This window comes from Noviherbaspirillum phoenicis (assembly GCF_047237965.1).
Classification (GTDB): Bacteria; Pseudomonadota; Gammaproteobacteria; order Burkholderiales; family Burkholderiaceae_D; genus Noviherbaspirillum_A.
In genome coordinates, this window is the sequence record NZ_JBDFLX010000001.1 from 3,052,359 (window position 1) to 3,076,532 (window position 24,174).

Below are 24,174 nucleotides of genomic sequence, written 5' to 3' on the forward strand. Positions count from 1 at the left end.
ATTGAAAACGGGGCGCCAGTGACCGCTGGCCAAGGCGCCCCGATGAGGCTTACGCCGAGAAGGACGAACCGCAGCCGCAGGTCGTGGTGGCGTTCGGATTCTTGATCACGAACTGGGCACCTTCCAGGTCGTCCTTGTAGTCGATCTCCGCGCCCACCAGGTACTGGTAGCTCATCGAATCGATCAGCAACTGCACGCCGTTCTTGGACATGGTGGTGTCGTCTTCATTGACGATTTCATCGAAGGTGAAACCGTACTGGAAACCGGAGCAACCGCCGCCCTGCACGAAGACGCGCAGCTTCAGGTCGGGATTTCCTTCTTCTTCAATCAACTGGGCAACCTTGGAGGCTGCACTGTCGGTAAAAACAATCGGTGCTGGCATTTCTGCAATGGCGTTCATTTTGACTCCTGCTTATTAAAGCGAATAATGTTCGATTATAGAACTAATAGCGCACTCACACATTGGAGGCCAATTTTGGCGATGCCAGCTTGAGCACCTGCTCGCTGTCTTGCGGGTGACTGAGCTTGCCTGAAACCAACGCCCCGCCATGCATTTCCAGCGCCTTGTAATGTACATCCCCGGTTATGCGGGCCTTGGGCTGCAATTCAAGGAGCTCGGAACAAAAAACCGGGCCAGTGATCACCCCGTCCACGACGATATGTTCCGCCTTGACTTCGCCCTCCACGCTGGCCTGTTCTGAAATGACCAGCATGCTGCCGTCGATCGGATCTGCGATCAGGCTGCCCTTCACGTGTCCATCCACCCGCAAGCCGCCACGGAAACGAATGTTTCCCTCGATTGTCGTCGACATGCCGATCAGGCTGTCTATCGTGTTCTTTGCCTTTTGCCCGAACATCAAGCCTCTCCTTTATCTTTCCATATTGGCCGACTGTTGTGCACGCACCTTGCCATTTTCCAGCACCCGGGCCTGCACATTCCTAATCTGCACGCCTTCTGGCAGGGGAAGTATGCCTTCGATACGCTGATAGCGCTGGAATTCCAGTTGAAACGGTTCGGTTTTGTCTTCCTTGCCGGGAAAATTCAGCACCGAAGCCTTGCCGGCCTGAATAACAGCCAGCGACAGCGCAAGGCTACCCCTGAAATCCTGGGGGTTATTGCCGCGCCGCATTACGAGCAAACGATAGCGCAACTGGTTGGGCGGCACAAGTTCCAGCTTCAGGCGGCGAATCGAGATGCCCTCCGACACGGGCCCGGCGGGCACCAGGCTGTCAAAAAAAGCCAGATCTTCCTGCAGACGCGCATTTTCGGCGGTCAGCGACTGGACCTGTGCAGCCAGCTGCGTGTGCGCAGCGCGCTCCATCGCAAGCTGATTTTCCAGTGTACCAAGCGCGCCGCTTGTCTGATCCCGCTCGGCAAGCGCCTTGGCTGCCTGCGCCTTGAGCAACTGCGCCTGCTCGGCGCTGACGCCAGCACCGAGCACATTCATGCCACGTCCAAGCTCATAGGTCCACAGCGCCAGAGCGCCGATGATGAAAAACAGCAGCGCCATGCGCGACAGGCGCACCCGCCAGGAGACCTGTTTGCTGACAGTGAGCTTGGGCGCCGCCAGAGGCCGGCGACGCCGCGGCCAACGACCTATCCTCATCGCCAGAACAATCAGGGAAGGACAGGCACCTGCTTCAGGCCGGTGGTTTCATCAAGCCCGAACATGATGTTCATGCACTGCACCCCCTGTCCGGCCGCGCCTTTGACCAGGTTGTCTTCCACCACCAGGATAACGAGCTGATCGCCGTTGTCAGGGCGGTGTACGGCAATCCTGAGCATATTGGAAGCGCGTACGGACCGGGTTTCCGGATGGCTGCCAGCCGGCATCACGTCGATAAACGGCTCGTTCCGGTAATGATTTTCATAAAGCGCCTGGTAATCCACATCGCGCGCCTCGGGCAGGATGGTGGCGTACAGGGTGGAATGAATGCCCCGGATCATCGGTACGAGATGCGGCACGAAAGTGAGCGCTGCCGGACGACCGGAGATCGCTTCCAGCCCCTGCCGGGTTTCCGGCAAATGCCGATGCCCCTTCACGCCGTATGCCTTGAAGTTGTCCGACGCCTCCGCCAGCAGCGTTCCTACCTCGGCCTTGCGGCCGGCGCCGGAAACGCCGGACTTGCAATCGGCGATCAACGCTGCTTCATTGACCAGGGGCTTGCCCTGCGACAGCAAAGGCGCAAAGCCGAGCTGCATCGAGGTGGGATAGCAGCCCGCCAGGCCCACGACACGGGCTTTCCTGATCGCCTCACGGTTGACCTCGGCCAGACCATACACCGCCTCCTCCAGGATTTCCGGGCAGGAATGCGGCATGCCGTACCATTTCTCGAAAACCGCCGTGTCCTTCAGGCGGAAATCTGCCGCCAGATCGATCACTTTCACGCCGGCAGCCAGCAATTCCGGCGTCTGGGCCATGGCCACGCCATGCGGCGTGGCAAAGAAAACCACATCGCAGTCGGTCAGCCTGGCTTTTTCAGGTGCAGAAAAGGCGAGGGACACAAAGCCACGCAGCGACGGAAACATGTCGGCAACCGGCATGCCGTCTTCCTTGCGCGATGTAATGGCGGTCAGTTCAACCTGCGGATGCGTTGCCAACAAACGCAACAACTCGACGCCGGTATAGCCGGTGCCGCCTACGATGCCTACTTTGATCATGATTTTTCCAAGCCGGATTGAAATAATGTCCCGAAATTCTAACAGTGTCGGCAGACGACCGTTTTGCTCCAGCCTGCCCACAATGACAAAAGCCGCCCGGCGAACCGGGCGGCTTTTGCAGTGCCAAAAACGTGATTAACGCTTCGAGAACTGTTTTGCGCGACGTGCTTTACGCAGGCCGACTTTCTTACGCTCGACTTCACGTGCATCGCGGGTAACGAAGCCTGCCTTGGACAGTTCCGGCTTCAGCGTTGCATCGTAGTCGATCAGTGCACGGGTGATGCCGTGACGCACTGCGCCTGCCTGGCCGGACTCGCCGCCGCCGTTGACGTTGACCATGATGTCGAAGCGCTCGACGTTGTTGGTCAGTTCCAGCGGCTGACGGATCACCATCAGGCCGGTTTCACGGGAAAAGTACTCATTGGCCGGCTTGCCGTTGACCACGATCTGGCCGGAGCCAGACTTGATGAACACGCGCGCCACTGCACTCTTGCGACGGCCGGTGCCGTAATTGTAGTTACCGATCATGACTGTTCCTTACAGTTCGAGGGGCTGCGGCTGCTGCGCGGCGTGCGGGTGGCTGCCTTCCGCATAGACCTTCAGCTTCTTGATCATGGCGTAGCCGAGAGGACCTTTGGGCAGCATGCCCTTGACTGCCTTCTCCAGCGCGCGGCCCGGAAAACGCTGTTGCATTTTCAGGAAATTGGTTTCGTAGATGCCGCCCGGGTAACCGCTGTGGCGGTAGTACTTCTTCTCGGTGGACTTGGTGCCCGTCACGCGCAGCTTGTCTGCATTGACGACGATGATGAAATCGCCGGTATCAACGTGAGGGGTGAATTCTGGCTTGTGCTTGCCGCGCAACCGGAGTGCCACTTCGCTGGCAACACGTCCGAGGACTTTGTCCGTCGCGTCAATCACGAACCAGTCGCGCTGGACTTCGTGTCCTTTAGCGGAAAAGGTTTTCATGATGACTTCCTGATGAATTGAATCGCTCAAAATGGTGGTTCTGCGCCGCCTTGCTTCGGCTTTTGCCGCAGACTCTGCCTTGTATCTTTCCCTTGAGCAAACAGGGAATCGGAAAGTATAGCCTTTTCAAGCACTTGCCGTCAAACAGAAAAGTGGATATTCAACAGCTACAATAGCGCACGTTCAATTTTTGCGAGGATGAGATGGAATGCACCGTACGCTGGACTGGCTTGTCCGGCATGACATTTATGGCAGAAACCGGCTCCGGCCATCTTGTAACCATGGATGGCGCACCGGAAGGCGGCGGCCGCAATCTGGCGCCGCGCCCGATGGAAGTCGTACTTGCCGGCACCGGCGGCTGCACCGCCTATGACGTCGTGCTGATCCTGCGGAAAAGCGGCCAGGACATCCGCGGCTGCGACGTCACGTTGAAATCGGAGCGGGCCGAGAAAGATCCCAAGGTCTTTACCAGCATCCACTTTCATTTCACGGTTCGCGGCCGCAACCTGAAGCCGAATCTGGTTGAACGCGCCATCAAGTTGTCGCATGAAAAATACTGCTCGGCTTCCATCATGCTGGAAAAGACAGCGGCAATGACGCATACCTTCGAAATCATCGACGACCTGGCCGAAACGCCGGCCAGCTGAAGCGGGCACTTCCTCCGCCCTCCTTCGACGCGCTATAAATAATAGGCAATGCCCGTCATCACCTTGGACATGGCGCGCATTGCCTGACGCACCGGCTGTGGCATCTCCGCAGCGCCCAGCGCCTGGGCCGATGCGCCGTGCGCAATCTCATCCTGTCTCATTTGTTCCACTATTGCCCGGGACTGGTGGTCGCCTTGCGGCAGCCTGTCCATATGACTGGCCAGATGCGCTTCCACCTGACGTTCGGTTTCCACAACAAACCCGAGACTACGGGCATCGCCCAGACGCGCCGCCACCATGCCCATTGCATAAGCGCCCGCATACCAGAGCGGATTCAGCACGCTGGTATGGGAATTCAGCTCCTGAAGCCTCTGCGCCGTCCATGCGAGATGATCTTCCTCTTCGCGGGCCGCATCGCCGAACTGCGCACGAATATCAGGGCTACGCGAAAAGCGGCCCTGAGCCTCATACAGGGCCTGGGCACAAACCTCACCAACGTGGTTTACCCGCATCAGGCCTGCGCTATGCCGGCGCTCGCTTTCAGTCAGTTCGGTATCGGCCGTCGCAGCAGTTGGCGTGGCGCGAGATGCGGTAGCCACCCCGGCAATTACCTTTAATGCCCGGTCGAATCCGATAATCAAGCCATCCATTAGTTTCCTTTTTACATTGGCAGTGTTGCCAAAATAGCAAATAATCGTTGTTTCAAAGCCACATAAAGAATGATGATTGCACAGAAAAGCCAAAATTTCTTTGCCCTGCCATCGGTATTTTGATGAAATGACTACTAGCTTCTTGATCAACTGGTTTGGAAGTCTCGGCAGGGGGGCTCCCTACTGGTAGCCTTGCTGAATGCAGCGAAAAATTTTAGCACTACAACTTCTGGAGATTACTCAATGAAAAAATCGCTTCTCGCACTGGCAGTCCTGGGTGCATTTGCAGGCGTTGCACAAGCACAAACCAGCGTGACGATTTATGGTTCGTTTGACGCAGGCGTTCGCAATCAGCGCGACATCGACGCAGCTGGTCACAGCCGCACCACCATGAGCTCCACCGGCACCTACAATTCCAACCGTCTGGGTTTCAAAGGCGTTGAAGATCTGGGCGGCGGTCTGAATGCTCACTTCACCCTGGAATCCGGCTTCAACTCCGGCACCGGCGAACTGAACAACACCCAGAACCGTCTGTTCCAGCGTTCCGCATTCGTTGGTCTGGGTGGTCAGTGGGGCTCCCTGGATCTGGGCCGTCAGTACACGGTTGCATTTAAGACCGTTGGCGCCTATGACCCGTTCAACTACAAGTTCACCGGCATCATCCCTCTGACCGGCGCGAGCGTTTCCGCTGGTACCCGTGTTGATAACGACATCCAGTACACCGGCACCTTTGGCCCGATCACCGCACGTGCTGAATATGCACTGGGCGAGCAAGTTGGCGGCGGCGGCAACAACAGCCACGCAGCAGTCGGCGGTACCTACGCTAACGGCCCGCTGTCGTTCGGCGCTGCTTACACCGTTCGCAAGCCGAACGTTGGCACCACCGCTGCTCCTAACTACCAAGACAACAAGAACTGGACCGTTGGCGGCGCCTTCACCTTTGGTCCGGCTCGTATCGCTGCTGGTTACCAGAACGAAAAGCAAGACCGTGCTACCGGCGGCGACGCTGGCCAGAAGAACGCCTGGGTTGGCGGCAGCTACGACATCACCCCAGCTCTGGGTCTGACCGCAGCTTACTACCACACCAAAGTTGACGCGAATGCAGTCGGCGTTGGCAACACCACTGCTGGCAAGCGCGGCCTGTTCATCGTTGGCGCTACCTATGCTCTGTCGAAGCGTACCAACTTCTACGCAGACATCGACTACGCTAAGTACAAAGATGGCCTGGAAACCGCATCCACCGGTACCAACACCATCCTGACCCAATCGTCGCTGCGTTCGGCTCCTGGCCAAGACAGCATGCTGGGCTTCTCGGTTGGTATCAACCACCTGTTCTAATAAAACAGACTTGATTGAAACTAGCGCCATGGCGCTAGTTTCAATATAGGCGGATTGCTGGATAGATCTGCTGAACGTAAAAATTTCAGGCCCACTTCGGTGGGCCTGTTTTTTTTGCCTGAGCGGATTGCCATCCTATGTTTTTAGACCTTGATCCCGGCTTTTGCCCTTCATCCCGGCACGCGATTGCGCATGCACAGTTTATGGATTCAGGCTACGCAACTACCAGAAACTATTTTTTCTTGGCTGGACGGAATACGCCGCTGTCGGCATAAAACGCCTCGTCTTGCGCTGGCCACCAGCCAGGAACACCAAGCACAGGGAGATGGGAGAAATCCGACGTGCTCAGTCCATCTTTCAGTTGGCCGGCTACTGTCCGGTCCAGCCATTCACGTCTGGCAAGCTCTGGGGAGGCCAGAACGTCTTCAGAGATGTCAATGATCCAGGTGTGCCCCGTGATTGCCTTGTAAGGATCGACCAGCTTTTCCAGCAAGGCGTGGCCGAACAAATACACTGTGCATTTTTCATTGAATTCCTTTCGGTGTTCAATGAACAGCTCTTGCCACTGATGGCCGCGCAGCAAGGAAGAGAAAGACGGCTCTGAAGTCAGAAACAGCACGGCGTTTTCGTCGAAGATCGTTGCCGCATCCCTGACCCGGCCTCGCGTCTGTTGTGCCTGTTGTGTATGCCTGGCTTGCTCGGCTACCGCCAACGCGCGGCGTGTGATTTCGGCGGCCTGCAGTTCATTCAGCGCCACCTTGATCCGCGGGAAAGTCAGCCAAACCAGCGCATTGAAGAAATCATGCAGGTTATCCCGCGTTGGTACGCAGCCCGTTGCGCTGATAAAGCTTTCATAGGCCATGCCTTCGGGCAGGACAGACTGCGGCACGAATTGGATCGGCAGGGACAGGTGATTGTTGAGATGGCGGATTGCTGCCTGCTGATTCAGCCCATCACGCCAGGTTGGCGCCTGCAGGACCAGTTCCGCCGCCGGCTGCAGGGGCGCAAGCCAGGGACGATGCCAGTCGATCCGCTTCAAAAAATCTTCCGGCATCGCTTCATTGTTTCATTGCCTGGTACCTTGCCGCTCAGACCATTGCCCAATCCATGGTTTCGCCTCCGTTCAGCGGAACGACCGTGGATTCTCCCATCGGCAGTTCGCCGGGCAGTGTCCATGACTGACGCACCAGTGTGATCGTGCCGCTATTGCGCGGCAGGCCATAGAAATCAGGGCCGTGCAGACTGGCGAAACCTTCGAGCTTGTCGAGCGCATTGGCCCGGTCGAATGCCTGCGCATACAACTCCATCGCATGCAGCGCGGTGTAACAGCCGGCGCAGCCGCAGGCATGCTCCTTGGTATTGCGCGCGTGGGGCGCAGAGTCCGTGCCAAGGAAAAATTTGCCGCTGCCGGAGATGGCTGCCTGTACCAGCGCCTTGCGATGGATTTCGCGCTTCAATACAGGGAGGCAATAGTAGTGCGGCCGAATACCGCCCTTGAAGATCTCGTTCCGGTTGTAGAGCAGATGGTGGGCGGTAATGGTTGCTGCGGTATGTTGTCCGGCTTCCTGGACATACTGTGCCGCGTCCTGCGTGGTGATGTGTTCGAACACCACTTTCAATTCCGGCATATCGCTACGCAAGGGCATCATCACGCGGTCGATGAATACGGCTTCCCGGTCGAAGATATCGATTTCCTGATCGGTGACCTCGCCATGCACCAGCAGGGGCATGCCAACCTGCTGCATTGCCTCCAGCGCGCGATAGCATTTGCGCAGGTCGGTGACGCCGGCGTCCGAGTTGGTGGTGGCGCCGGCGGGATAGAGTTTGACGGCGTGGATCAGGCCGCTTTCCTTGGCGCGCATGATCTCTTCCGGCGCCGTGTTATCGGTCAGGTACAAGGTCATCAACGGCTCGAAAGCCATGCCCGGCGGCAGCGCCGCCAGGATACGGTCACGATAAGCCAAAGCCTGGGCGGTGGTCGTAACTGGCGGCTTCAGATTGGGCATCACAATGGCGCGAGCGAACTGCCGCGCGGTATGCGGCAGTACGCTGGCCATGGTGGCGCCGTCGCGCAGGTGAAGATGCCAGTCGTCGGGACGAGTGATGGTGATGCTGTCGGGTGATGTTTGCATGATGGGCGCCAGATAAAGTGCGCCAATTTTACAGCACGAGAATCACCCGGTAATCGTTCACGTTGGTCAGCGTCGGCCCCGTAATGACCAGGTCGCCCAGCGCCGAAAAGTAGCTGTAGCCGTCGTTATTGGCCAGCATCTTGTGCGCGCTGATGCCCAGTTGCTCGGCGCGCGCCTTGCTGTCCGGGAGCAGTACCGCGCCGGCGTTGTCCTCGGTGCCATCGATGCCATCCGTATCGGCGGCGATCGCGTAGACGTCGGGCATGCCGTCCATTTCAGCCGCCAGTGACGCCAGGAATTCGGCGCAGCGCCCTCCCCGTCCATTGCCGCGCACGGTGACCGTACATTCGCCACCCGAAATCAGCGCGACGGGCGGCTTGAACGGCTGCTGGTAAGCGCGGATCTCGCGTACGACGGCGGCATACACCTTGGCGACTTCGGATGCTTCACCCGTCACGGTGTCGCCCAGGATGACCGGCGTGATGTTTTGTGCGGCAAAGAACTCGGCGCCCGCCTGCAGGCTCTGGCGCGCGGTTGCGATGACCCTGTTGTCCACCCGCCCGAATAAGGCGTCGCCCGGCTTGGGCGTCTCGCCGATCTGGCCGGAGGCGCCGCGCTCCAGGTGCGCCATCACGCTGTCCGGCGCCTCGACGCCGTAGCGCTTCAGGATCGCAATGGCGTCGGCATAGGTGCTCGGATCCGGACAGGTCGGGCCGGATGCGATTGCGCTGGGATCGTCGCCGGTGACGTCGCTGATGATCAATGTGGTGACCGGAGCGCGGCAGGCGGCCGCCAGGCGGCCGCCCTGTATCCGGGACAAATGCTTGCGCACGATGTTCATGTCGGTGATCGGTGCGCCCGATTTCAGCAGGGACTTGGTGACCGACTTCAGGTCGGCCATCGGCACGCTGTCCACCGGCAGCGACAGCAGGCTGGAACCGCCCCCGGATACCAGTGCGATCAGGCGGTCATCCGGTCCGAGTGCGGCTACGCGCGCCAGAATATCGGCAGCAGCCTTTTCACCTTCATCGTCCGGCACCGGGTGGCTGGCTTCCACCACGGTGATGCGCTCGGTCGGAATCGCATGCGCGTAGCGGGTAACCACGATGCCTTCCAGCGCCGCGTCCTGCGGCCAGGCCAGGTCCACCGCGCGCGCCATGCTCGCCGCGGCCTTGCCGGCGCCGACCACCAGGGTGCGCCCCTTAGGCGGCGGGGGAAGATGGGCGGCAATGATTTTCAAGGGATCGGCGGCAGCGACGGCCGCTTGAAAGCTGTCTATCAAGAGTGTTCGATAATCCATGAAATTCCTTATTGGCAGACCGGGCGATGTGCGAAAAAAAACCGCCTCAGTTTGTCGCTGAAGCGGCTTGCGGTCAATCGCACAAAAGGCTTAATGGATAATTTTTGCCAGAAAATCACGTGCGCGGTCGGAACGCGGGGTGCCGAAGAACTCGTCCTTGGTGCAATCCTCGACGATGAGACCCTTGTCCATGAAGATCACGCGATTGGCGACCTTGCGGGCAAACCCCATTTCATGGGTCACGACCATCATCGTCATGCCTTCCTGCGCCAGGCCGACCATCACGTCCAGCACTTCATTGATCATTTCCGGGTCCAGCGCGGAGGTCGGCTCATCGAACAGCATCGCGATCGGGTCCATCGACAGGGCGCGGGCGATTGCCACGCGCTGCTGCTGGCCACCTGACAACTGGCCGGGAAATTTGTCCTTCTGGGCGATCAGGCCGACCCGGTCCAGGTATTTCAGGCCGCGCTCGGTGGCATCGGCGACGCTGCGGCCCAGCACCTTGACCTGGCCGATGGTCAGGTTTTCGCGGATGGACAGATGCGGAAACAGTTCGAAGTTCTGGAACACCATGCCGATGCGCGCCCGCAGCTTGGACAGGTTGGTCTTCGGGTCGCCGACGGAGACGCCGTCGACCGTGATCTCGCCCTTCTGGAAAGGCTCGAGTCCGTTCACGGTCTTGATCAGGGTCGACTTGCCGGAGCCGGACGGGCCGCAGACCACGACCACGTCGCCCTTGGCCACGCTGGTGGTGCAGTCAGTCAGTACCTGGAACTGGCCATACCACTTGCTGACGTTTTTCAGTTCTATCATGTTTTCTCCTGGATTCTGAATTCACAAGGTCAGCGTATGATCGCCACCCGTTGCTGCAGTCGCTTGACCAGCAGGGACAAGCCGTAGCAAAGCACGAAATAGACAAGCGCGACAAACAGATACATTTCCACCAGACGGCCATCGCGCTGCGCCACTTTGGATGCGGCACCGACGAAATCGGTGATCGACAGCACATAGACCAGCGACACGTCCTGGAACAGCACGATCGTCTGTGTCAGCAGCACCGGAATCATGTTGCGGAACGCCTGCGGCAGCACCACGTTGCCCATGGTCTGCCAGTAGTTCATGCCCAGCGCATAGCCGGCAGAGACCTGGCCGCGCGGTATCGACTGGATGCCGGCGCGCATGATCTCGCAATAGTAAGCCGCTTCAAACAGGATGAAGGTGATCAGCGAGGAGGAAAAGGCGCCGACCATGATCGGTTCCTTCGCACCGATGATCCATGCGCCGATATAGGGCACGAGGAAGTAGAACCAGAAGATCACCAGCACCAGGGGGATCGAGCGGATCAGGTTCACGTAGCCGGTGGCCACCATGGACAGGGAGCGGAACTTGGACAGCCGCATCATGGCCAGCAGCGTGCCCAGGACGATGCCGCCCACCATTGCCAGGCCGGTCAGTTCCAGCGTGAAGACCATGCCGGTCTTGAACAGGTAGACCCAGGAACGCTCGATGACGTCGAAGTCGAAATTGGAAAACATGTCAGTGACCTCCGCCGCCAGTGGAACTGCTGATGAAGCCAGGTACGGCAACCCGGCGCTCTATCCAGCGCATCAGGAAAACCACTACCACGTTGACCACGATGTAGATCAGCGTGGCGGCGGTGAATGCCTCGAATACCTGAAATGAAAACTCCTGCATGGAGCGGGCGCGTGCAGTGAGTTCCATCAGGCCGATGGTCAGCGCCACGGCGCTGTTCTTGATGATGTTGAGGAATTCGCTGGTCAGCGGCGGCACGATGATGCGAAAGGCCATCGGCAGCAGGATGTATCGGTAGGTCTGCGGCAGGGTCAGGCCCAGCGCGGTGCCGGCCAGCTTCTGGCCGCGCGGCAGGGAATTGATGCCGGCGGAGACCTGGACTGCCACGCGTGACGAAGTGAAGAAACCGAGGCAGAGCACAGCGGTGATGAAAGGCGCGTTGGGCAGGGCTTTCAACCAGTTGCCCAGGCCCTGCGGCACCAGTTCGGGCATGACGAAGTACCAGAGGAACATTTGCACCAGCAAGGGCACATTCCGGAACAGTTCGACATAGGCATTGGCCAGACGAACCGCAAGCTTGTTCGGCGTGGTGCGGATGGTGCCGATGATTGCGCCAATGACGAGCGCCATGACCCAGGCGGTCAGCGCGGTGGCCAGTGTCCAGACCAGGCCGGACAACAGCGTATCCATGTAGGTGCCGGCACCGTCCGGGGATGGCTCCCAGAAGATGCGCCAGTTCCAGTTGTAGTTCATAGGGGTTTCCTCATCCGGGTCGAGAAGCCGATTTTATAGTTGGGTCTGCAGGTGCAGGTTGGCGGCGACGGAAAACCGCGCAGCTTACAACAAAATAGTTGATTCAAGCGAGCAATTTTCATGCCCCAAATAAAAACGGGAGGCCAAAGCCTCCCGTCCTGTTCAGCGGTGCTGAATTACTTCTTTTTCGCGCCGCCTTTTTGCGCGTCAGGCACATCGGCATAGGCTGCCGGATCGCCGGAATCGGTCGGCTTGGCGATGACCATCTTCAACTGGTCGCTCATCGGAACGTTGAGGTTGATGTTCTTTGGCGGGATCGGCGACATGAACCATTTCGCATAGATCTTGTTGATTTCGCCCGACTTCATCACGTTTTCGATAGCGGTGTCGACAGCCTTCTTGAACTGCGGATCTTCGCGGCGCAGCATGATGCCGTACGGCTCCACCGACAGCGCTTCCTTGGTGATTGCATAGTCGTTGGGCGCCTTCGAGCTGGCGGCCAGGGAGGCCAGCAGGATGTCATCCATGGCAAAAGCGGCGGCGCGGCCGGTTTCCACCATCAGGAAGGCTTCCGCGTGGTCCTTGGCAGCCATGATGTTCATGCCGAGATTGCGCTCGCCATTCAGGGCCGTTACCTGCTTCAGGTTCGAGGTGCCGGAAGTCGACACCAGGTTCTTGCCTTTCATGTCGTCCAGGCTGTTGATGTTGGACGATTTCTTGGCGAGCAGGCGGTTTGCGGTCACGAAGGTCGTCGGCGCAAAGGCAACCTGCTTCTGGCGCTCGAGATTGTTCGTGGTCGAGCCGCATTCCAGGTCCACCGTGCCGTTCGCCATCAGCGGAATCCGGGTGGCCGACGTCACCGGGTTCATCTTGACGTTCAGGGAAGTCAGTCCGAGCTGCTTCTGGACCGCCGTCACGATCTTCATGCACAGGTCGATCGAATAGCCCTGGTAGGACTGCTTGTCGTCCAGGTAGGAGAAAGGGATGGAGGAGTCGCGTACACCGAGGGTAATGGTGCCGGTGTCTTTAATTTTCTTCAGCGTGCCGTTCAGCTCTTGCGCGTGTACGGCACTCGTGATCAGGCTGGCACCGATCATCACGGTAAGTAGGGCATGCAGTTTCATGGATTCTCCTGAACACAAAATGGATAGGCAGCACGACAGTCGATATGTTGTCGTTATCAAAAAGCTTCTCTAGTGTATCAAACAGTATATTTGTGCGAAAAATGTTTGTTGATTATTTTATTTTCCACAAAACACTAACATTCATTAACGTCTTTTAATTGAAAGTAGCTTCGCCAAAACGCCGGCTGCAGCCGGATGCCTGCATTCCGACCCATCGAGAAGGTCATCAGGAGGCTGCACGCGATGAAGATCGTTATTCACACCGTTATAGGGGAACCGGAAAGGCGTGGCCGGTTCAGTCGCGTCGGGGATCCCAGCGCATGAATGTGCATGCATGCGTTGCCTGGATAGGCGCTGGCGCTGGCGCTGGCGTTGGAGGGTGACAGCGGCCTCGGCATGGTGCGTTTGCCCGCGGCATGATCGCCTGGACTCCTGTACTGCATCGCCGGCGCCCGGCATCAGAGCGGGCCTTGGATGCAAAACGGCCCGGCCGACAATGAAGTCGACCGGGCCGTTCAGGGGATTTGCGCTGCGCAAAATGCAGCGCTTATTGTGTTACATCGCGCAAAATCCTTCTATCTGCTGCTTCCTGCAATAAGCGTGTTTGCTTACGCGCCGAAATACAGGTCGTTGACGTCGCCTGCGTGGCGGGTCTGGGCAGCGCGGGCTGCTTCCTTCCTTACTTGTTCGCGGGTCTGGGTGCTGCCTGCGAACTGGGTGTCCTGGCCGTCGTGCTGGCGCTGAACGACGTCGCCCTGGGCATAGGCTTGTGCCAGTTCCTGGCGCACCTGGGCGCGGGTCAGGGTGGACTTGAAGCCGGCGTCCGGCGCAACGAATTCGGTTTGCTGGGCAAAGGACGAACCTGCGGCGGCGAGGATGGCGGTAGCGACGATGATGTTCTTGATGTTCATGGTTTTTCTCCAATAAGTAGGGGCTGCTGACCAGGCGCTTCAGCTAGTTGCCTGGGTCGCCAGCGGTAGGCCTGGCTGGATCGCGCTAACGGCGCTGATCGATGACAGGCATGTTACAGATCGCTGCCCCGGCAATAAATGGCATACCAGGCAATGAACTATTGCCAAAATCGGTTCAATCCTTGCCTGGCGGCACGCGGTAAAAAAAGCACTTGAAATCGGATCGTGTATCGCCATATCACGATACATAGTTTCAAATATCTCGATAAATACATTGGGCAAAAGCGAAATGAACGACGCAGGCGGCACCGACCTTACTCCTGAAATCGATGTGGACGCCATCCACAAGGCGCTGGCCAACCCTATCCGCCGCCAGATCCTGGCCTGGCTGAAGGACCCGTCGGCGCATTTTTCGATGCAGGAATATCCGCTGGAACTTGGCGTATGCGCCGGCCTGATCGATCAGCGTGCAGGACTTTCCCAGTCCACCGTGTCCGCGCACCTGGCCACGCTGCAGCGCGCCGGCCTGATCACGTCCCGCAAGGTGGGCCAGTGGATCTTCTTCAAGCGCAATGAAGACCTGATCGGCCGCTTCATTGCACAGCTTGATGAGGCGCTCTGAGCCCTGCTGCCTTGCCGACATCGCTTCCCTGCCCGGCCCCTGCTTTCCAATCCCGGCTTGAAATGCCGTTTTACAAAAGGAATCTCTCATGAGCAAACTCTTCGATCCCATCCGCGTCGGCGACCTTGAACTGCCCAACCGGGTCATCATGGCGCCGCTGACACGCTCCCGCGCCATAGGCGGCGGCCGCGTGCCGAACGCGCTGATGGCCCAATACTATGTGCAGCGCGCCTCGGCCGGCCTGATCCTGTCGGAAGCCACGGCGGTCACGCCGCAGGGCGTGGGCTATGCCGATACGCCGGGCATCTGGTCCGACGAGCAGGTAGCGGGCTGGAAGATGGTGACGGATGCGGTGCACGCGGCGGGTGGGCGGATCTTCCTGCAGCTCTGGCACGTGGGCCGGATTTCCGACCCGGTCTTCCTCGATGGCGAACTGCCGGTGGCGCCGAGCGCGATCGCGGCGCAAGGCCATGTCAGCCTGGTGCGCCCGAAGCGCGCCTATGTCACGCCACGCGCGCTGGACACGGAGGAAATTCCGGGCATCGTCGCGGCTTACCGCAAGGGCGCGGAAAACGCCAAGCTGGCTGGTTTCGACGGCGTGGAAATCCATGGTGCGAACGGCTACCTGCTCGACCAGTTCCTGCAGGACAAGACCAACAAGCGCACCGACGCCTACGGCGGTTCGGTGGAAAACCGGGCGCGCCTGCTGCTGGAAGTGACCGACGCCTGCATCGAGGTGTGGGGCGCGTCGCGCGTGGGCATGCACCTGGCGCCGCGCGGCGATGCGCATGACATGGGCGACGCCAATCCGGCCGAGACCTTCGGCTATGTGGCGACCGAACTGGGCAAGCGCGGCATCGCCTTCATCTGCGCACGCGAGGCGCTCGGCCCGAACCGGCTGGGTCCGCAGCTGAAGAAGGCGTTCGGCGGCGTGTATATCGCCAATGAAAAGATGACCCGCGACAGCGCCGAACAGGTGATCGCCTCGGGCGAGGCGGATGCGGTGGCCTTTGGCCAGCTGTTCATCGCCAACCCGGATCTGCCAGAGCGCCTGAAGATCAACGCGCCGCTGAACCAGCCGCAGCCGGAGACCTTCTACCATCCGGGCGCGGAAGGCTATACCGACTATCCGGCGCTGGCCTGAGTAGAGGTGTTCAGCCTTCCGGCGCGGTGATGCGCGCCTGGCCCTGGGTAAGGTCGCACAGGGCCAGGCGCGCTGCCGGCAGTTCTGCCGCCGGCAGGCGTATCGACAGTTCCACCAGCGCGCCGTGGCTGCCGCGCTCCAGCAGGTAGCCGTGCTGGGCAATCCAGCGCCGGATCCTGGCTTCGTCGGGATACGCGACTTCCAAGGTCAGCGTGGCCTGGGCCACGTACTCGATGCGCTGCGCGTCCTTCAGCGCGCTGGCAATCGCATCGGTATAGGCGCGCACCAGGCCGCCGGCACCGAGCTTGACGCCGCCGAAATAGCGCACCACCGCGCCCAGCACATTGTCCAGCTCGTGATGACGCAGCACTTCCATGATGGGGCGGCCGGCCGTGCCCGACGGCTCGCCGTCGTCGGACATGCCGGATTGGCCGCCGGCCAGCAGAGCCCAGCAGACATGGGTGGCGGCCGGATGCACGGCCCGCAGCCGTGAAATTTCCAATTGGGCGGCATCGCGGCCTTCGACCGGCATGGCGATCGCGATGAAACGGCTCTTGCGGATGTCGATGTCGGCGTGCACCGCCTGCGCCAGGGTGTAGACAGCCATGTTTTTCCTTTGATGGCCGCCAGCGCTGGGCAGGCCGAACAGCGCTTATTATATCGGCCACCGCTTTTTTTCCTCTTCCCCCATGACGCCCGAAACCCTGCAATTGCTGGTCCGCCGTGAAATGCCCTTTGGCAAATACAAGGGACGCGTGCTGGCGGACCTGCCCGGCCACTATCTGGCCTGGTTCGCCCGCGAGGGTTTCCCCAAGGGCGAGCTGGGCAGCCTGCTGGCGCTGATGTACGAACTCGACCACAATGCGCTGCGCCATCTGCTGGCGCCCCTGCGCGACCGCGCCGGAGCCCTGTCATGACCCTGCACACCTGGTGGCTGTTCGTGATGATGAGCTTCGTGATTTGCGGCACGCCCGGCCCCAACATGCTGGTGGTCATGAGCAGCAGCGCCCGCCACGGCGCCAGGCCAGCCCTGGCGGTCATGGCCGGCTGCATGACGGCGCTGATGCTGATGATGGGCCTGTCCGCGGCCGGCCTGGGCGCATTGCTGCAAGCCTCGCCCGCCGTGTTCGATGTGCTGCGCTGGGTTGGCGCCGCCTACCTGGTTTACCTGGGCGTGAAAAGCTGGCGCGCGCCCACGGCAGGCAGCGCAGGCGATGCGCCCGCCGTGCCATCCGAACGCGGCGCGGCGCTGTTCCGGCGCGGTTTCCTGGTGGCGGCCAGCAATCCCAAGGCCATCCTGTTTGCAGCCGCCTTCCTGCCGCAGTTCATCACGCTGTCGGCGCCGAGGCTGCCGCAGTTCGCGATCCTGCTGGTGACGTTTGCACTGATCGAAGGCGGCTGGTACATGGCCTATGCGGCCGGCGGCCAGCGCATCGCGGTCTACCTGCGCCGCGCCACGGTGCTGCGCCTGTTCAACCGGGTGACCGGCGGGGTTTTCGTCGGCTTCGGGGCACTGATGGCGGCGCTGCGGCACTAATGCCGGTCCCAACCCATCACGTCCAATGAAACCGCGTCTTTTTCCGCCTGGCTGCGTTGGGATCGTCGTCAATAGCCAGGCTATTGACTCCTCGCCCACCTTGCCAGACGAAAAAATCCATCGGTTTCATTCGGGACGCGACGGATTGGAACTGGCATGAGCGGTCCCTTCACTGGAGAGCCTATGGAACATGACCCGTTTGAACTGCAGCGCTTCGTCGACGCCCAGGAACCGCTGCGGCAGCGCGTCAAGGCCGAAATGCGCGCCGGCCGCAAGTCCAGCCACTGGATGTGGTTTTTCTTCCCGCAGCTGCGCGGACTGGGCAAGAGCGAAATGGCGCATCGCTATGGCATTGCGTCGCTCGACGAAGCCCGCGCCTATCTGGCCCATCCGGTGCTGGGCCCGCGGCTGCGCGAAGCCTGCCAGATCATTCATGAGGTCAGGGGCCGCAGCGCCCATCAGATATTCGGCAACCCCGACGATGTGAAATTCCGCTCCTGCCTGACGCTGTTTGGCCGCGCCGCGCCGGATGAACCGGTCTTCGCGGCCTGCCTGCGCAAGTATTTCGCCGGCGTGGAAGACCAGGCTACGCTGGCGCTGATGCGCTGATGCGGTAGAGGCAGTGGCGGCGCAGCGGATGCCCTTCTGGCAGCGCCGGATGGTCAAACCCGCTTCCATCCTCGCGCATGCCCAGGCGTCTCATCACCGCCCGTGAACGCACATTGCCGACGGCGGTGAAGGCGACGATCTCTTGCAGTTGCAGCCTGTCGAATCCAAAACGCAGCGCCCCGGTCGCGGCCTCGATGGCATAGCCGCGACCCCAGTATTGGTGGGCCAGGCGCCAGCCAATTTCAACACAGGGGGAAAACGGCAGCGCGTCCGGTTGCGCGTGCAGGCCGACAAAACCGAGGAATACCTGCGTTGCCTTGCACTCCACTGCCCAGAAGCCCCAGCCCTGCACCTCGATGAACGTCTGGCAGCGCTCGGCCAGTGCGTCGCTCTGGCTGGGAGACAAGAGAGAAGGAAAAAAGGCCATCACCCGCGGATCGGCATTCAGCGCGCGGAAAGGCGCCTTGTCTTCCTCGCACCAGGGTCGCAGGCGCAGACGCGCCGTCTGTATGACGGTCTGCGTCATGTCCGTGCCTTTGCGTGCCATCTTCCGGACTCAGTGCGCAAGCTTCAGCATCGCCGCCACCCGCTGGGCGAAGGTATCCAGGCTGAACGGCTTGGTCAGCACATCCATCGCCGGCTCCAGCATGCCGTTGCGGGTCGGCGCGTCTTCCGCATAGCCGGTGATGAACAGCACCTTCAGGCCGGGACGGCGCAGCCGCGCCGCTTCGGCCAGCTGGCGGCCGTTCATGCCGCCGGGCAGGCCGACGTCGGTGATGAGCAGGTCGGCAGGCTGGCCGGCGTCGATCAGGCCGAGCGCGGCGGCGGCGTCGCCGCTCTGCACGACCCGGTAGTTCAGCATTTCCAGCATCTCGGCCAGCAGCTCCCGCAGATGGCCCTCGTCGTCCACCAGCAGCAGGGTGGCCTGGCTGACCGCCTGCATCGCATTGCCGTTCCCGGCATTGTGCTTGTCTGGCAGCGCGTCGCCGCGATAGCGCGGCAGCTTCAGCCGGATCACGGTGCCCTCGCCCGGCGCGGTATCGATCGCGATATGTCCGCCGGACTGCTTGGCGAAGCCGTAGATCATGGACAGCCCGAGGCCGGTGCCCTGCCCTTGCGGCTTGGTGGTGAAAAAGGGATCGAAGGCGCGCGCGGCGACCTCGGGCGTCATGCCGGTGCCGTTGTCGGCCACCCGGATCGACACATAGTCGCCGGGCTGCACTTCGGCATGCCGGGCGGCGTAATCCGCGTCGAGCACGGTATTGGCGGTTTCGATGGTCAGCAGGCCGCCGCCGGGCATGGCGTCGCGCGCATTGATGGCGAGATTGAGCAGCGCGCTTTCAAGCTGGTTGGGGTCGCATTCGATCGGCCAGACATCGGCCGCCAGCCTGGCTTCCACCTGCACCGAGGGACCGACGGTGCGCCCGATCAAATCCGTCATCGTCGCCACCAGCCGGTTCGGGTCCAGCGGCTTGGGCATCAGGGTCTGGCGGCGGGAAAAGGCCAGCAGCCTGTGCGTGAGCGCGGCGGCGCGGTTGGCCACCGCCATGGCGTCGTCGATATGGCGCGCCAGGCCGACGCCGCCGCTGCGCATCTTCACCTTCAGCAGTTCCAGGTTGCCCACCATGCCGGCCAGCAGGTTGTTGAAATCATGCGCAATGCCGCCGGTGAGCTGGCCCACCGCTTCCATTTTCTGGGCCTGGCGCAGCGCTTCCTCGGTCTGGTGCAGGAGCTCGGCCTGGCGCCGTTCCGCGGTGATGTCGCGCGCCACGCCGTAGAGCACGTCGCCCTCGGGCACGATGGTCCAGGACAGCCAGCGAAAACCGCCGTCGCGGTGCAGATTGCGCACCTCGTAGCGCACCACCGCCTGGCCGCGCGCCAGCAGTTCCACCTTGCTGCTCAGGTCCGTGCGATGGTCCGGATGGGTCATGTCGAGGAAGGGCATCGATACCGCTTCCTCCAGGCTCCAGCCGAGGATGGTGCTAAACGCCGGATTCACATTCAGGAAGTAGCCGTTCAGCGAGGCAATCGCCATGATGTCCTGCGACATGCCCCAGAGCCGGTCGCGCTCCAGCGTGCTCTGGCGGATGCCGATCTCGAGGCCGGCATTGAGCTGGCGCAGCGCGTCCTCGGTGCGGCGCAGTTCGGTGATGTCGGTATGTACGCCCACCCATTCGATGATGTCGCCGCGGGCATCCATGGTGGGAACGGCGCGCACCGAATAATGGCGCCACTGGCCGTCGCGGCGGCGCAGCCGGTGCTCGGCCAGGTAGGCGCGCCGTTCGGCCACGGCCTGGTGCCAGACGTCGATGCTGTGGCGCACGTCGTCCGGATGCACCGCGTCGGTCCAGCCGAAGTCCTGGTACTGCTCGTAGCTCTGGCCGGTGAGCATGGTCCATCCCGGCTGCTCGCCGCGCATGCGGCCGCTGGCGTCATTGGTCCAGAGCACGCCCTCGACCGCCTTGATCGCGGCCTGGAAGCGGGCATTGCTGGCCACCACGGCGGCTTCGGCCAGCTTGCGGTCATGGATGTCGAGCACGGCGCCGACATAGCCGAGGTAGCGGCCGTCCTCGCCGAAGCGGGGCGCGGCGGCGTCGATGACCCAGCGGTAGACGCCGTCATGCCGGCGCAGCCGGTACTCGGCGCGAAAATGGGACTGGGCCTCGTTGGCCGCCAGGAAGGCGGCTTCCGCGGCGGGCCGGTCTTCGGGATGGGTAACGTCCAGCCATCCCAGGCCCAGGCCGTCGTCACGGGACTGGCCGGTAAACTGGTACCAAGCCGGATTGAGGTAGGTGCAGCAGCCGCTCGCCTCGGTGGTCCACATGATGATTTCGGTGTGGTCGGCAATGCTGCGGTAGGCCGGCGTGTCGTCACGCGGCACGCTGGCGGTGACGTCGATCCAGGTGCAGCAAACGCCGGCCGGCGCGCCCAGCGCATCGCGCACCGGCGCCAGGGAGTAGTCGAGCCAGGCCAGTTCGCGCACGCCGCCGCACAGGCGGCTCAGCGGCTGGCGCCGGCGATGCACCGGGTCGCCCGCCATGGCTTGGGCAAACTGCGGCTGCAACTGCTGCCAGTCCCACGGCCAGGCCTCGGCCACCGGCCTGCCCAGCGCCGCCGGATGGCGGTCGCCCAGCAGTTGGGCGCAGGCGTCGTTGTACAGCAGCAGGCCTTCCGGCCCCCATGCGATGCAGGTGGCGAAGCCCGAATCGAGCGCCAGCGACAGCGCGGCGGCAAGCGCCTGCGGCCATTCATGGGGCTGGCCCAGGCCGCGCAGGCGGTCCGGCTGGCGCAACAGGCCACGGACTTCGCCGGGACCCTGCAGAAAATGAGGCATGGGGTTCTGCATCAGGGGGCCTATGGAAAGAGCGATGTGTGTATCGGAAACTGCCGGCAACATGGTATTGCACAGCGCAAGCGAGGGGCAATGTATTTCATGCCGGCCAGACTGCGGCCGGCGTGCGCTCAGGATACCCAGTTCACCCGCTGGAACTTGCCCGAAAACGCGTCGGGCATCGGCACCACCTTGCGGGTCTTGTAATTGAAGAACACGAAACCGGACTTCGCCATGGCCACCAGCGCCTGGTCGTGCGGCCGGGTGATGCGGAAGGTGATGTCGCCGCCATAGGTGTTGAAGTCCATCACGCCGACTTCGAACAGCAGCTGGTCGCGCGCATGGGCTTCATTGCGGTAGGTGGTGGCGAGGTCGGTGACGATGGTGCCGACGTCCTGGCCCAGGGTGCCTTCCAGGCCGAAGTCGAACAGGAAGCGTGCCCGGGCTTCGGAGATCATCGAGATCATCGAATCGTTGCCGAGGTGGTTGGCGCCATTGATGTCGGTCACGCGCACGGTGAGCTGGGTGGCGTAGTAGTACTGGTCTTCAGGGAAATCGAGCTTCAGGCGTGCCATGGTTTGCTGGTGAATGTTGCGGCGCAACGCGCGCCAGCCGGGATTGTACCGGCATCGGGGCCGGCACTAGCGCCGCGAGGACAGGACGATGCCGCCGACGATGAGCAGGAAGGCCACCGCATGATAGAGATGCGGCAGTTCCCCCAGGAAGGCCGAGGACAGGATCGCCGCGAACAGCGGCGTGAGGTTGCTGAAAAAAGCGGCAATGCTGGGGCCGACCCGCTGCACGCCGGTGCCCCAGCAGCGCAAGGCGATCACCGCCGGGCCGATGCCGACATAGACCAGCGCCGCCGCCAGCGGCCAGCTCCAGTGAATGCGGGCGTCCGACACCAGCCACTCGCCGCCGGCGAAGAGCCCGGACCAGGCCAGGCCGAACACCACCTGCGCCATCAGGAAGGCAGACCAGTCCGGCCGCAGCTTCTGGGCCGCGCCAGGCAGCGGCAGCGTCAGCAGCCAGCTGTAGAAGGACCAGACGATGGTGGCGACGATCATCAGCAGGTCGCCCGCCACCAGCCGCAGGCCCAGCAGCTGGCGCCATTCGCCGCGCGACAGCACCACCAGCACGCCGACGATGGACAGCACCGCGCCCACCATCTGGCGCGGCGACACCCGCACCTTGAAGAACAGCCAGCCGATGGCCAGCATCCAGACCGGCATGCTGGCGCCGACCAGGGTGACATTGATCGGCGTGGAGCTTTTCAGCGCCAGGTACTGCATCGCGTTGTACAGGCCCACGCCCAGGAGGCCCAGCAGCGCGAAGCGGCGCCATGCCGGCCACAGCACGCTGCCGCGCCGCAGCACCCAGCCGGCCAGCGGCAGCAGCACCATGAAGGCCACCAGCCAGCGTACGAAATTCATCGTCACCGGCGGCACCATGCCCTGCACCATGCGGCCCACCACGGCATTGCTGGCCCAGAGCAGCGGCGGAAGCAGCAGCATCACGATGGTGGACGGGGTGAGTCTGGCGGACATGAAGTAGGGAAATGGTTGCCGGTTCGGGAGCCGGGATTGTAACGGTTAACCAGGCGGGAGATGAATATGTGCCGCTGGGGCGGCGCGATGCCGCCGGCAGGGCGCGATCGTTGACCCCGCCGCGCCGGTCCGGCGCTGCCAGCGGCCTTGGGCGTGCGCGTTCGGCCGGCCGGGCCGGCAGGCCGTCGCCCGTGCCAGCGCGTCGCCGCCGGGCGTGCCGGCCCGGCGCCGGTTCAGGCGCCCAGGGCCTCGAGCTGCCTGGCCGTTTCCGGCGCACCCATCGTCAGCGCCAGGTCCCTTGCGCTCAAGCCCTTGGCATTGCGCGCATGCGGATCGCCGCCGTGGGCCAGCATCAGTTCCAGCATCGCGGTGCGGTTGAACATGGCCGCCATCATCAGCGCTGTGCGGCCGTCCGGCGCGGCGCCGTCCACCTTCGCGCCGCTGGCCAGCAGCAGTTCGGCGATCTCGCGGTAATCCTTGAAGACCGCCGCGGCCAGCGGCAGCTGGCCGTTGTCGTTGTAGATCTCGGTGTCGGCGCCATGCTGCAGCAGCACGCGGGCGGCCTCGAGATGGCCGTGATAGCAGGCCAGCATCAGCAGCGTGTCGCCCTTCTCGTTGCGCAGGTTGACCGGCACGCCCAGTGCCAGCAGGCGCGCCAGCGTGGCGGCGTCGCCGGTGCGGGCGTAGTCGAACATTTCCTTCAGGTGTTGGCGCAATTGGGCCTGGCGCTCGGCGTCGGGTTGCTGGTCTGACATGGGAATCCCGTGAGGTGGATGGCGCGCTGTGAGCGCGGCGGATCTGGATTAATATACCGTCTTGAAATTTCCCCTCCATGCATTTCCGCAATGACTGACACTTCCCCCGATTTGCCCGCGTCCGACGACGACGCCAAGATTGAAGAGCCGCGCCTGTGGCGCGACAACGGCTGGACCGCGCGCGTGATCAAGAACGAGGACGACGACGGCTGGGCGGTGGCCATGATCAAGGATGGCGAAGCCGAGCCGGCGCTGGTCGGCCCCTGGACCATGGGCCGCGACAAGAAAAACCCCAAGCCGCTCGACGCTTCCGCCTTCAGCACGCTGGTCAAGACCGCGTCCGAGGTGCTGCGCCGGCACGAGCAGCAGCTGCACGCGATGCTGCACAAAAGCCTGTTCGTCAATGTCGAGGCTGGCCGCATCGAGGTCATCCTCGATATCGTGCCGGACGAGGACGACCCGTATGCGCTGCTGTCGGCGCGCGACGAATACGGCGAGCAACTGGCCGAAGTGCGGGTGGCGCCCAACTTCAAGCTCAGCCCGTCGAGCGCCGCCGCCTGGATCGAAGGCGGCTTCCGCCGGCCGAACTAGGTTCCGCCGCCATCCCTTT

At 62.0% G+C, this 24,174-nt stretch carries 29 protein-coding genes; 8 read left to right on the forward strand and 21 right to left on the reverse strand.

Translation table 11 applies throughout. The features are described 5' to 3' along the window. Positions 1–49: 49 nt before the first annotated feature. From erpA to rplM, 6 genes are all read right to left on the reverse strand, one after another. Entirely contained in the window at positions 50–400 is a 351-nt protein-coding gene (erpA, locus tag ABC383_RS13680) for an iron-sulfur cluster insertion protein ErpA (protein ID WP_194715044.1), read from the reverse strand. 55 nt (positions 401–455) lie between these two features. Continuing rightward, entirely contained in the window at positions 456–857 is a 402-nt protein-coding gene (locus ABC383_RS13685) for a bactofilin family protein (RefSeq protein WP_413016356.1), read from the reverse strand. 12 nt (positions 858–869) lie between these two features. Beyond that, positions 870–1,511 carry a DUF6776 family protein gene (locus ABC383_RS13690; protein ID WP_413014719.1) on the reverse strand — a complete coding sequence of 214 codons (642 nt, stop codon included), beginning with the start codon at positions 1,509–1,511 and terminating at the stop codon, positions 870–872. 107 nt (positions 1,512–1,618) lie between these two features. Next, positions 1,619–2,662, reverse strand: coding sequence for an N-acetyl-gamma-glutamyl-phosphate reductase (gene argC / locus ABC383_RS13695; protein ID WP_413014720.1), 1,044 nt, complete (start codon positions 2,660–2,662; stop codon positions 1,619–1,621). A 135-nt stretch (positions 2,663–2,797) separates the two neighbouring features. Next, positions 2,798–3,190, reverse strand: a complete 393-nt coding sequence (rpsI, locus tag ABC383_RS13700; protein ID WP_194715047.1) for a 30S ribosomal protein S9 — start codon at positions 3,188–3,190, stop codon at positions 2,798–2,800. Between the two features lie 9 nt (positions 3,191–3,199). After that, on the reverse strand, positions 3,200–3,628 hold the full coding sequence (gene rplM, locus ABC383_RS13705) for a 50S ribosomal protein L13 (RefSeq protein WP_194715048.1): 429 nt from the start codon (positions 3,626–3,628) through the stop codon (positions 3,200–3,202). Between the two features lie 203 nt (positions 3,629–3,831). Between rplM and ABC383_RS13710 the strand changes: the two genes are divergently transcribed. Then, positions 3,832–4,275: an OsmC family protein gene (locus ABC383_RS13710; RefSeq protein ID WP_413014721.1), complete on the forward strand. Its 444-nt coding sequence runs from the start codon at positions 3,832–3,834 to the stop codon at positions 4,273–4,275. A 32-nt stretch (positions 4,276–4,307) separates the two neighbouring features. Here ABC383_RS13710 and coq7 read toward each other — a convergent pair whose 3' ends face one another. Continuing rightward, the gene (gene coq7, locus ABC383_RS13715; protein ID WP_413016358.1) at positions 4,308–4,925 is read right to left on the reverse strand and encodes a 2-polyprenyl-3-methyl-6-methoxy-1,4-benzoquinone monooxygenase; all 618 of its coding nucleotides are present in this window, start codon (positions 4,923–4,925) and stop codon (positions 4,308–4,310) included. Positions 4,926–5,168: 243 nt separating this feature from the next. Here coq7 and ABC383_RS13720 point away from each other — a divergent pair, with 243 nt between their 5' ends. After that, complete coding sequence (locus tag ABC383_RS13720) at positions 5,169–6,263, forward strand: porin (RefSeq protein WP_413014722.1); 1,095 nt, start codon at positions 5,169–5,171, stop codon at positions 6,261–6,263. Between the two features lie 232 nt (positions 6,264–6,495). Here ABC383_RS13720 and ABC383_RS13725 read toward each other — a convergent pair whose 3' ends face one another. The 8 genes from ABC383_RS13725 to ABC383_RS13760 all read right to left on the reverse strand — a co-directional run bounded on the left by ABC383_RS13725 (position 6,496) and on the right by ABC383_RS13760 (position 14,019). Continuing rightward, complete coding sequence (locus ABC383_RS13725) at positions 6,496–7,302, reverse strand: DUF3025 domain-containing protein (RefSeq protein WP_413014723.1); 807 nt, start codon at positions 7,300–7,302, stop codon at positions 6,496–6,498. Between the two features lie 49 nt (positions 7,303–7,351). Continuing rightward, a complete protein-coding gene (gene pyrC / locus ABC383_RS13730; protein ID WP_413014724.1) occupies positions 7,352–8,395 on the reverse strand; it encodes a dihydroorotase in 1,044 nt (347 codons plus the stop codon). Positions 8,396–8,423: 28 nt separating this feature from the next. Next, complete coding sequence (locus ABC383_RS13735) at positions 8,424–9,695, reverse strand: glycerate kinase type-2 family protein (RefSeq protein WP_413014725.1); 1,272 nt, start codon at positions 9,693–9,695, stop codon at positions 8,424–8,426. A 90-nt stretch (positions 9,696–9,785) separates the two neighbouring features. Beyond that, positions 9,786–10,511 carry an amino acid ABC transporter ATP-binding protein gene (locus tag ABC383_RS13740; protein ID WP_194715054.1) on the reverse strand — a complete coding sequence of 242 codons (726 nt, stop codon included), beginning with the start codon at positions 10,509–10,511 and terminating at the stop codon, positions 9,786–9,788. Between the two features lie 29 nt (positions 10,512–10,540). Next, on the reverse strand, positions 10,541–11,233 hold the full coding sequence (locus ABC383_RS13745) for an amino acid ABC transporter permease (RefSeq protein ID WP_194715055.1): 693 nt from the start codon (positions 11,231–11,233) through the stop codon (positions 10,541–10,543). A gap of 1 nt (position 11,234) precedes the next feature. After that, the gene (locus ABC383_RS13750) at positions 11,235–11,984 is read right to left on the reverse strand and encodes an amino acid ABC transporter permease (protein WP_413014726.1); all 750 of its coding nucleotides are present in this window, start codon (positions 11,982–11,984) and stop codon (positions 11,235–11,237) included. A 176-nt stretch (positions 11,985–12,160) separates the two neighbouring features. Further along, positions 12,161–13,108 carry an amino acid ABC transporter substrate-binding protein gene (locus ABC383_RS13755; protein ID WP_413014727.1) on the reverse strand — a complete coding sequence of 316 codons (948 nt, stop codon included), beginning with the start codon at positions 13,106–13,108 and terminating at the stop codon, positions 12,161–12,163. Between the two features lie 608 nt (positions 13,109–13,716). Further along, positions 13,717–14,019 carry a DUF4148 domain-containing protein gene (locus tag ABC383_RS13760; RefSeq protein ID WP_413014728.1) on the reverse strand — a complete coding sequence of 101 codons (303 nt, stop codon included), beginning with the start codon at positions 14,017–14,019 and terminating at the stop codon, positions 13,717–13,719. Positions 14,020–14,308: 289 nt separating this feature from the next. Here ABC383_RS13760 and ABC383_RS13765 point away from each other — a divergent pair, with 289 nt between their 5' ends. Both ABC383_RS13765 and ABC383_RS13770 read left to right on the forward strand, forming a co-directional pair. Next, entirely contained in the window at positions 14,309–14,641 is a 333-nt protein-coding gene (locus tag ABC383_RS13765) for an ArsR/SmtB family transcription factor (RefSeq protein WP_413014729.1), read from the forward strand. An 88-nt stretch (positions 14,642–14,729) separates the two neighbouring features. Next, positions 14,730–15,785, forward strand: a complete 1,056-nt coding sequence (locus ABC383_RS13770) for an alkene reductase (protein WP_413014730.1) — start codon at positions 14,730–14,732, stop codon at positions 15,783–15,785. Between the two features lie 10 nt (positions 15,786–15,795). On the opposite strand, the gene ABC383_RS13775 is transcribed toward ABC383_RS13770, so the two are convergent. Then, complete coding sequence (locus ABC383_RS13775; protein WP_413014731.1) at positions 15,796–16,392, reverse strand: IMPACT family protein; 597 nt, start codon at positions 16,390–16,392, stop codon at positions 15,796–15,798. Positions 16,393–16,474: 82 nt separating this feature from the next. Here ABC383_RS13775 and ABC383_RS13780 point away from each other — a divergent pair, with 82 nt between their 5' ends. From ABC383_RS13780 to ABC383_RS13790, 3 genes are all read left to right on the forward strand, one after another. Then, positions 16,475–16,702 carry a DUF3820 family protein gene (locus tag ABC383_RS13780; protein WP_413014732.1) on the forward strand — a complete coding sequence of 76 codons (228 nt, stop codon included), beginning with the start codon at positions 16,475–16,477 and terminating at the stop codon, positions 16,700–16,702. After that, on the forward strand, positions 16,699–17,322 hold the full coding sequence (locus tag ABC383_RS13785; protein WP_413014733.1) for a LysE family translocator: 624 nt from the start codon (positions 16,699–16,701) through the stop codon (positions 17,320–17,322). The genes ABC383_RS13780 and ABC383_RS13785 overlap by 4 nt, the downstream gene beginning before the upstream one ends. Positions 17,323–17,505: 183 nt before the next feature. After that, the gene (locus tag ABC383_RS13790; RefSeq protein WP_413014734.1) at positions 17,506–17,931 is read left to right on the forward strand and encodes a DUF1810 domain-containing protein; all 426 of its coding nucleotides are present in this window, start codon (positions 17,506–17,508) and stop codon (positions 17,929–17,931) included. Here the strand turns inward: ABC383_RS13790 and ABC383_RS13795 are convergent. The 5 genes from ABC383_RS13795 to ABC383_RS13815 all read right to left on the reverse strand — a co-directional run bounded on the left by ABC383_RS13795 (position 17,909) and on the right by ABC383_RS13815 (position 23,564). Then, positions 17,909–18,457 (reverse strand): GNAT family N-acetyltransferase, encoded by a 549-nt coding sequence (locus ABC383_RS13795; protein ID WP_413014735.1) that lies wholly within the window; start codon positions 18,455–18,457, stop codon positions 17,909–17,911. The genes ABC383_RS13790 and ABC383_RS13795 overlap by 23 nt on opposite strands. A gap of 30 nt (positions 18,458–18,487) precedes the next feature. Continuing rightward, positions 18,488–21,265, reverse strand: a complete 2,778-nt coding sequence (locus tag ABC383_RS13800; protein ID WP_413014736.1) for a PAS domain S-box protein — start codon at positions 21,263–21,265, stop codon at positions 18,488–18,490. A gap of 128 nt (positions 21,266–21,393) precedes the next feature. After that, positions 21,394–21,837 carry a thioesterase family protein gene (locus tag ABC383_RS13805; protein ID WP_413014737.1) on the reverse strand — a complete coding sequence of 148 codons (444 nt, stop codon included), beginning with the start codon at positions 21,835–21,837 and terminating at the stop codon, positions 21,394–21,396. Positions 21,838–21,903: 66 nt separating this feature from the next. Continuing rightward, positions 21,904–22,809, reverse strand: a complete 906-nt coding sequence (locus ABC383_RS13810) for a DMT family transporter (protein ID WP_413014738.1) — start codon at positions 22,807–22,809, stop codon at positions 21,904–21,906. A gap of 233 nt (positions 22,810–23,042) precedes the next feature. Further along, complete coding sequence (locus ABC383_RS13815) at positions 23,043–23,564, reverse strand: ankyrin repeat domain-containing protein (RefSeq protein ID WP_413014739.1); 522 nt, start codon at positions 23,562–23,564, stop codon at positions 23,043–23,045. Positions 23,565–23,654: 90 nt separating this feature from the next. Between ABC383_RS13815 and ABC383_RS13820 the strand changes: the two genes are divergently transcribed. Continuing rightward, a complete protein-coding gene (locus ABC383_RS13820; protein WP_413014740.1) occupies positions 23,655–24,155 on the forward strand; it encodes a hypothetical protein in 501 nt (166 codons plus the stop codon). Positions 24,156–24,174 lie beyond the last annotated feature (19 nt).

Excerpts from the sequence above, each read along its gene's own strand:
- erpA (WP_194715044.1), bottom strand. The coding sequence starts at position 400 with ATGAACGCCATTGCAGAAATGCCAGCACCGATTGTTTTTACCGACAGT.
- ABC383_RS13685 (WP_413016356.1), bottom strand. The coding sequence starts at position 857 with ATGTTCGGGCAAAAGGCAAAGAACACGATAGACAGCCTGATCGGCATG.
- ABC383_RS13690 (WP_413014719.1), bottom strand. The coding sequence starts at position 1,511 with ATGGCGCTGCTGTTTTTCATCATCGGCGCTCTGGCGCTGTGGACCTAT.
- argC (WP_413014720.1), bottom strand. The coding sequence starts at position 2,662 with ATGATCAAAGTAGGCATCGTAGGCGGCACCGGCTATACCGGCGTCGAG.
- rpsI (WP_194715047.1), bottom strand. The coding sequence starts at position 3,190 with ATGATCGGTAACTACAATTACGGCACCGGCCGTCGCAAGAGTGCAGTG.
- rplM (WP_194715048.1), bottom strand. The coding sequence starts at position 3,628 with ATGAAAACCTTTTCCGCTAAAGGACACGAAGTCCAGCGCGACTGGTTC.
- ABC383_RS13710 (WP_413014721.1), top strand. The coding sequence starts at position 3,832 with ATGGAATGCACCGTACGCTGGACTGGCTTGTCCGGCATGACATTTATG.
- coq7 (WP_413016358.1), bottom strand. The coding sequence starts at position 4,925 with ATGGATGGCTTGATTATCGGATTCGACCGGGCATTAAAGGTAATTGCC.
- ABC383_RS13720 (WP_413014722.1), top strand. The coding sequence starts at position 5,169 with ATGAAAAAATCGCTTCTCGCACTGGCAGTCCTGGGTGCATTTGCAGGC.
- pyrC (WP_413014724.1), bottom strand. The coding sequence starts at position 8,395 with ATGCAAACATCACCCGACAGCATCACCATCACTCGTCCCGACGACTGG.
- ABC383_RS13735 (WP_413014725.1), bottom strand. The coding sequence starts at position 9,695 with ATGGATTATCGAACACTCTTGATAGACAGCTTTCAAGCGGCCGTCGCT.
- ABC383_RS13740 (WP_194715054.1), bottom strand. The coding sequence starts at position 10,511 with ATGATAGAACTGAAAAACGTCAGCAAGTGGTATGGCCAGTTCCAGGTA.
- ABC383_RS13745 (WP_194715055.1), bottom strand. The coding sequence starts at position 11,233 with ATGTTTTCCAATTTCGACTTCGACGTCATCGAGCGTTCCTGGGTCTAC.
- ABC383_RS13750 (WP_413014726.1), bottom strand. The coding sequence starts at position 11,984 with ATGAACTACAACTGGAACTGGCGCATCTTCTGGGAGCCATCCCCGGAC.
- ABC383_RS13755 (WP_413014727.1), bottom strand. The coding sequence starts at position 13,108 with ATGAAACTGCATGCCCTACTTACCGTGATGATCGGTGCCAGCCTGATC.
- ABC383_RS13760 (WP_413014728.1), bottom strand. The coding sequence starts at position 14,019 with ATGAACATCAAGAACATCATCGTCGCTACCGCCATCCTCGCCGCCGCA.
- ABC383_RS13765 (WP_413014729.1), top strand. The coding sequence starts at position 14,309 with ATGAACGACGCAGGCGGCACCGACCTTACTCCTGAAATCGATGTGGAC.
- ABC383_RS13770 (WP_413014730.1), top strand. The coding sequence starts at position 14,730 with ATGAGCAAACTCTTCGATCCCATCCGCGTCGGCGACCTTGAACTGCCC.
- ABC383_RS13775 (WP_413014731.1), bottom strand. The coding sequence starts at position 16,392 with ATGGCTGTCTACACCCTGGCGCAGGCGGTGCACGCCGACATCGACATC.
- ABC383_RS13780 (WP_413014732.1), top strand. The coding sequence starts at position 16,475 with ATGACGCCCGAAACCCTGCAATTGCTGGTCCGCCGTGAAATGCCCTTT.
- ABC383_RS13785 (WP_413014733.1), top strand. The coding sequence starts at position 16,699 with ATGACCCTGCACACCTGGTGGCTGTTCGTGATGATGAGCTTCGTGATT.
- ABC383_RS13790 (WP_413014734.1), top strand. The coding sequence starts at position 17,506 with ATGGAACATGACCCGTTTGAACTGCAGCGCTTCGTCGACGCCCAGGAA.
- ABC383_RS13795 (WP_413014735.1), bottom strand. The coding sequence starts at position 18,457 with ATGACGCAGACCGTCATACAGACGGCGCGTCTGCGCCTGCGACCCTGG.
- ABC383_RS13800 (WP_413014736.1), bottom strand. The coding sequence starts at position 21,265 with ATGCCTCATTTTCTGCAGGGTCCCGGCGAAGTCCGTGGCCTGTTGCGC.
- ABC383_RS13805 (WP_413014737.1), bottom strand. The coding sequence starts at position 21,837 with ATGGCACGCCTGAAGCTCGATTTCCCTGAAGACCAGTACTACTACGCC.
- ABC383_RS13810 (WP_413014738.1), bottom strand. The coding sequence starts at position 22,809 with ATGTCCGCCAGACTCACCCCGTCCACCATCGTGATGCTGCTGCTTCCG.
- ABC383_RS13815 (WP_413014739.1), bottom strand. The coding sequence starts at position 23,564 with ATGTCAGACCAGCAACCCGACGCCGAGCGCCAGGCCCAATTGCGCCAA.
- ABC383_RS13820 (WP_413014740.1), top strand. The coding sequence starts at position 23,655 with ATGACTGACACTTCCCCCGATTTGCCCGCGTCCGACGACGACGCCAAG.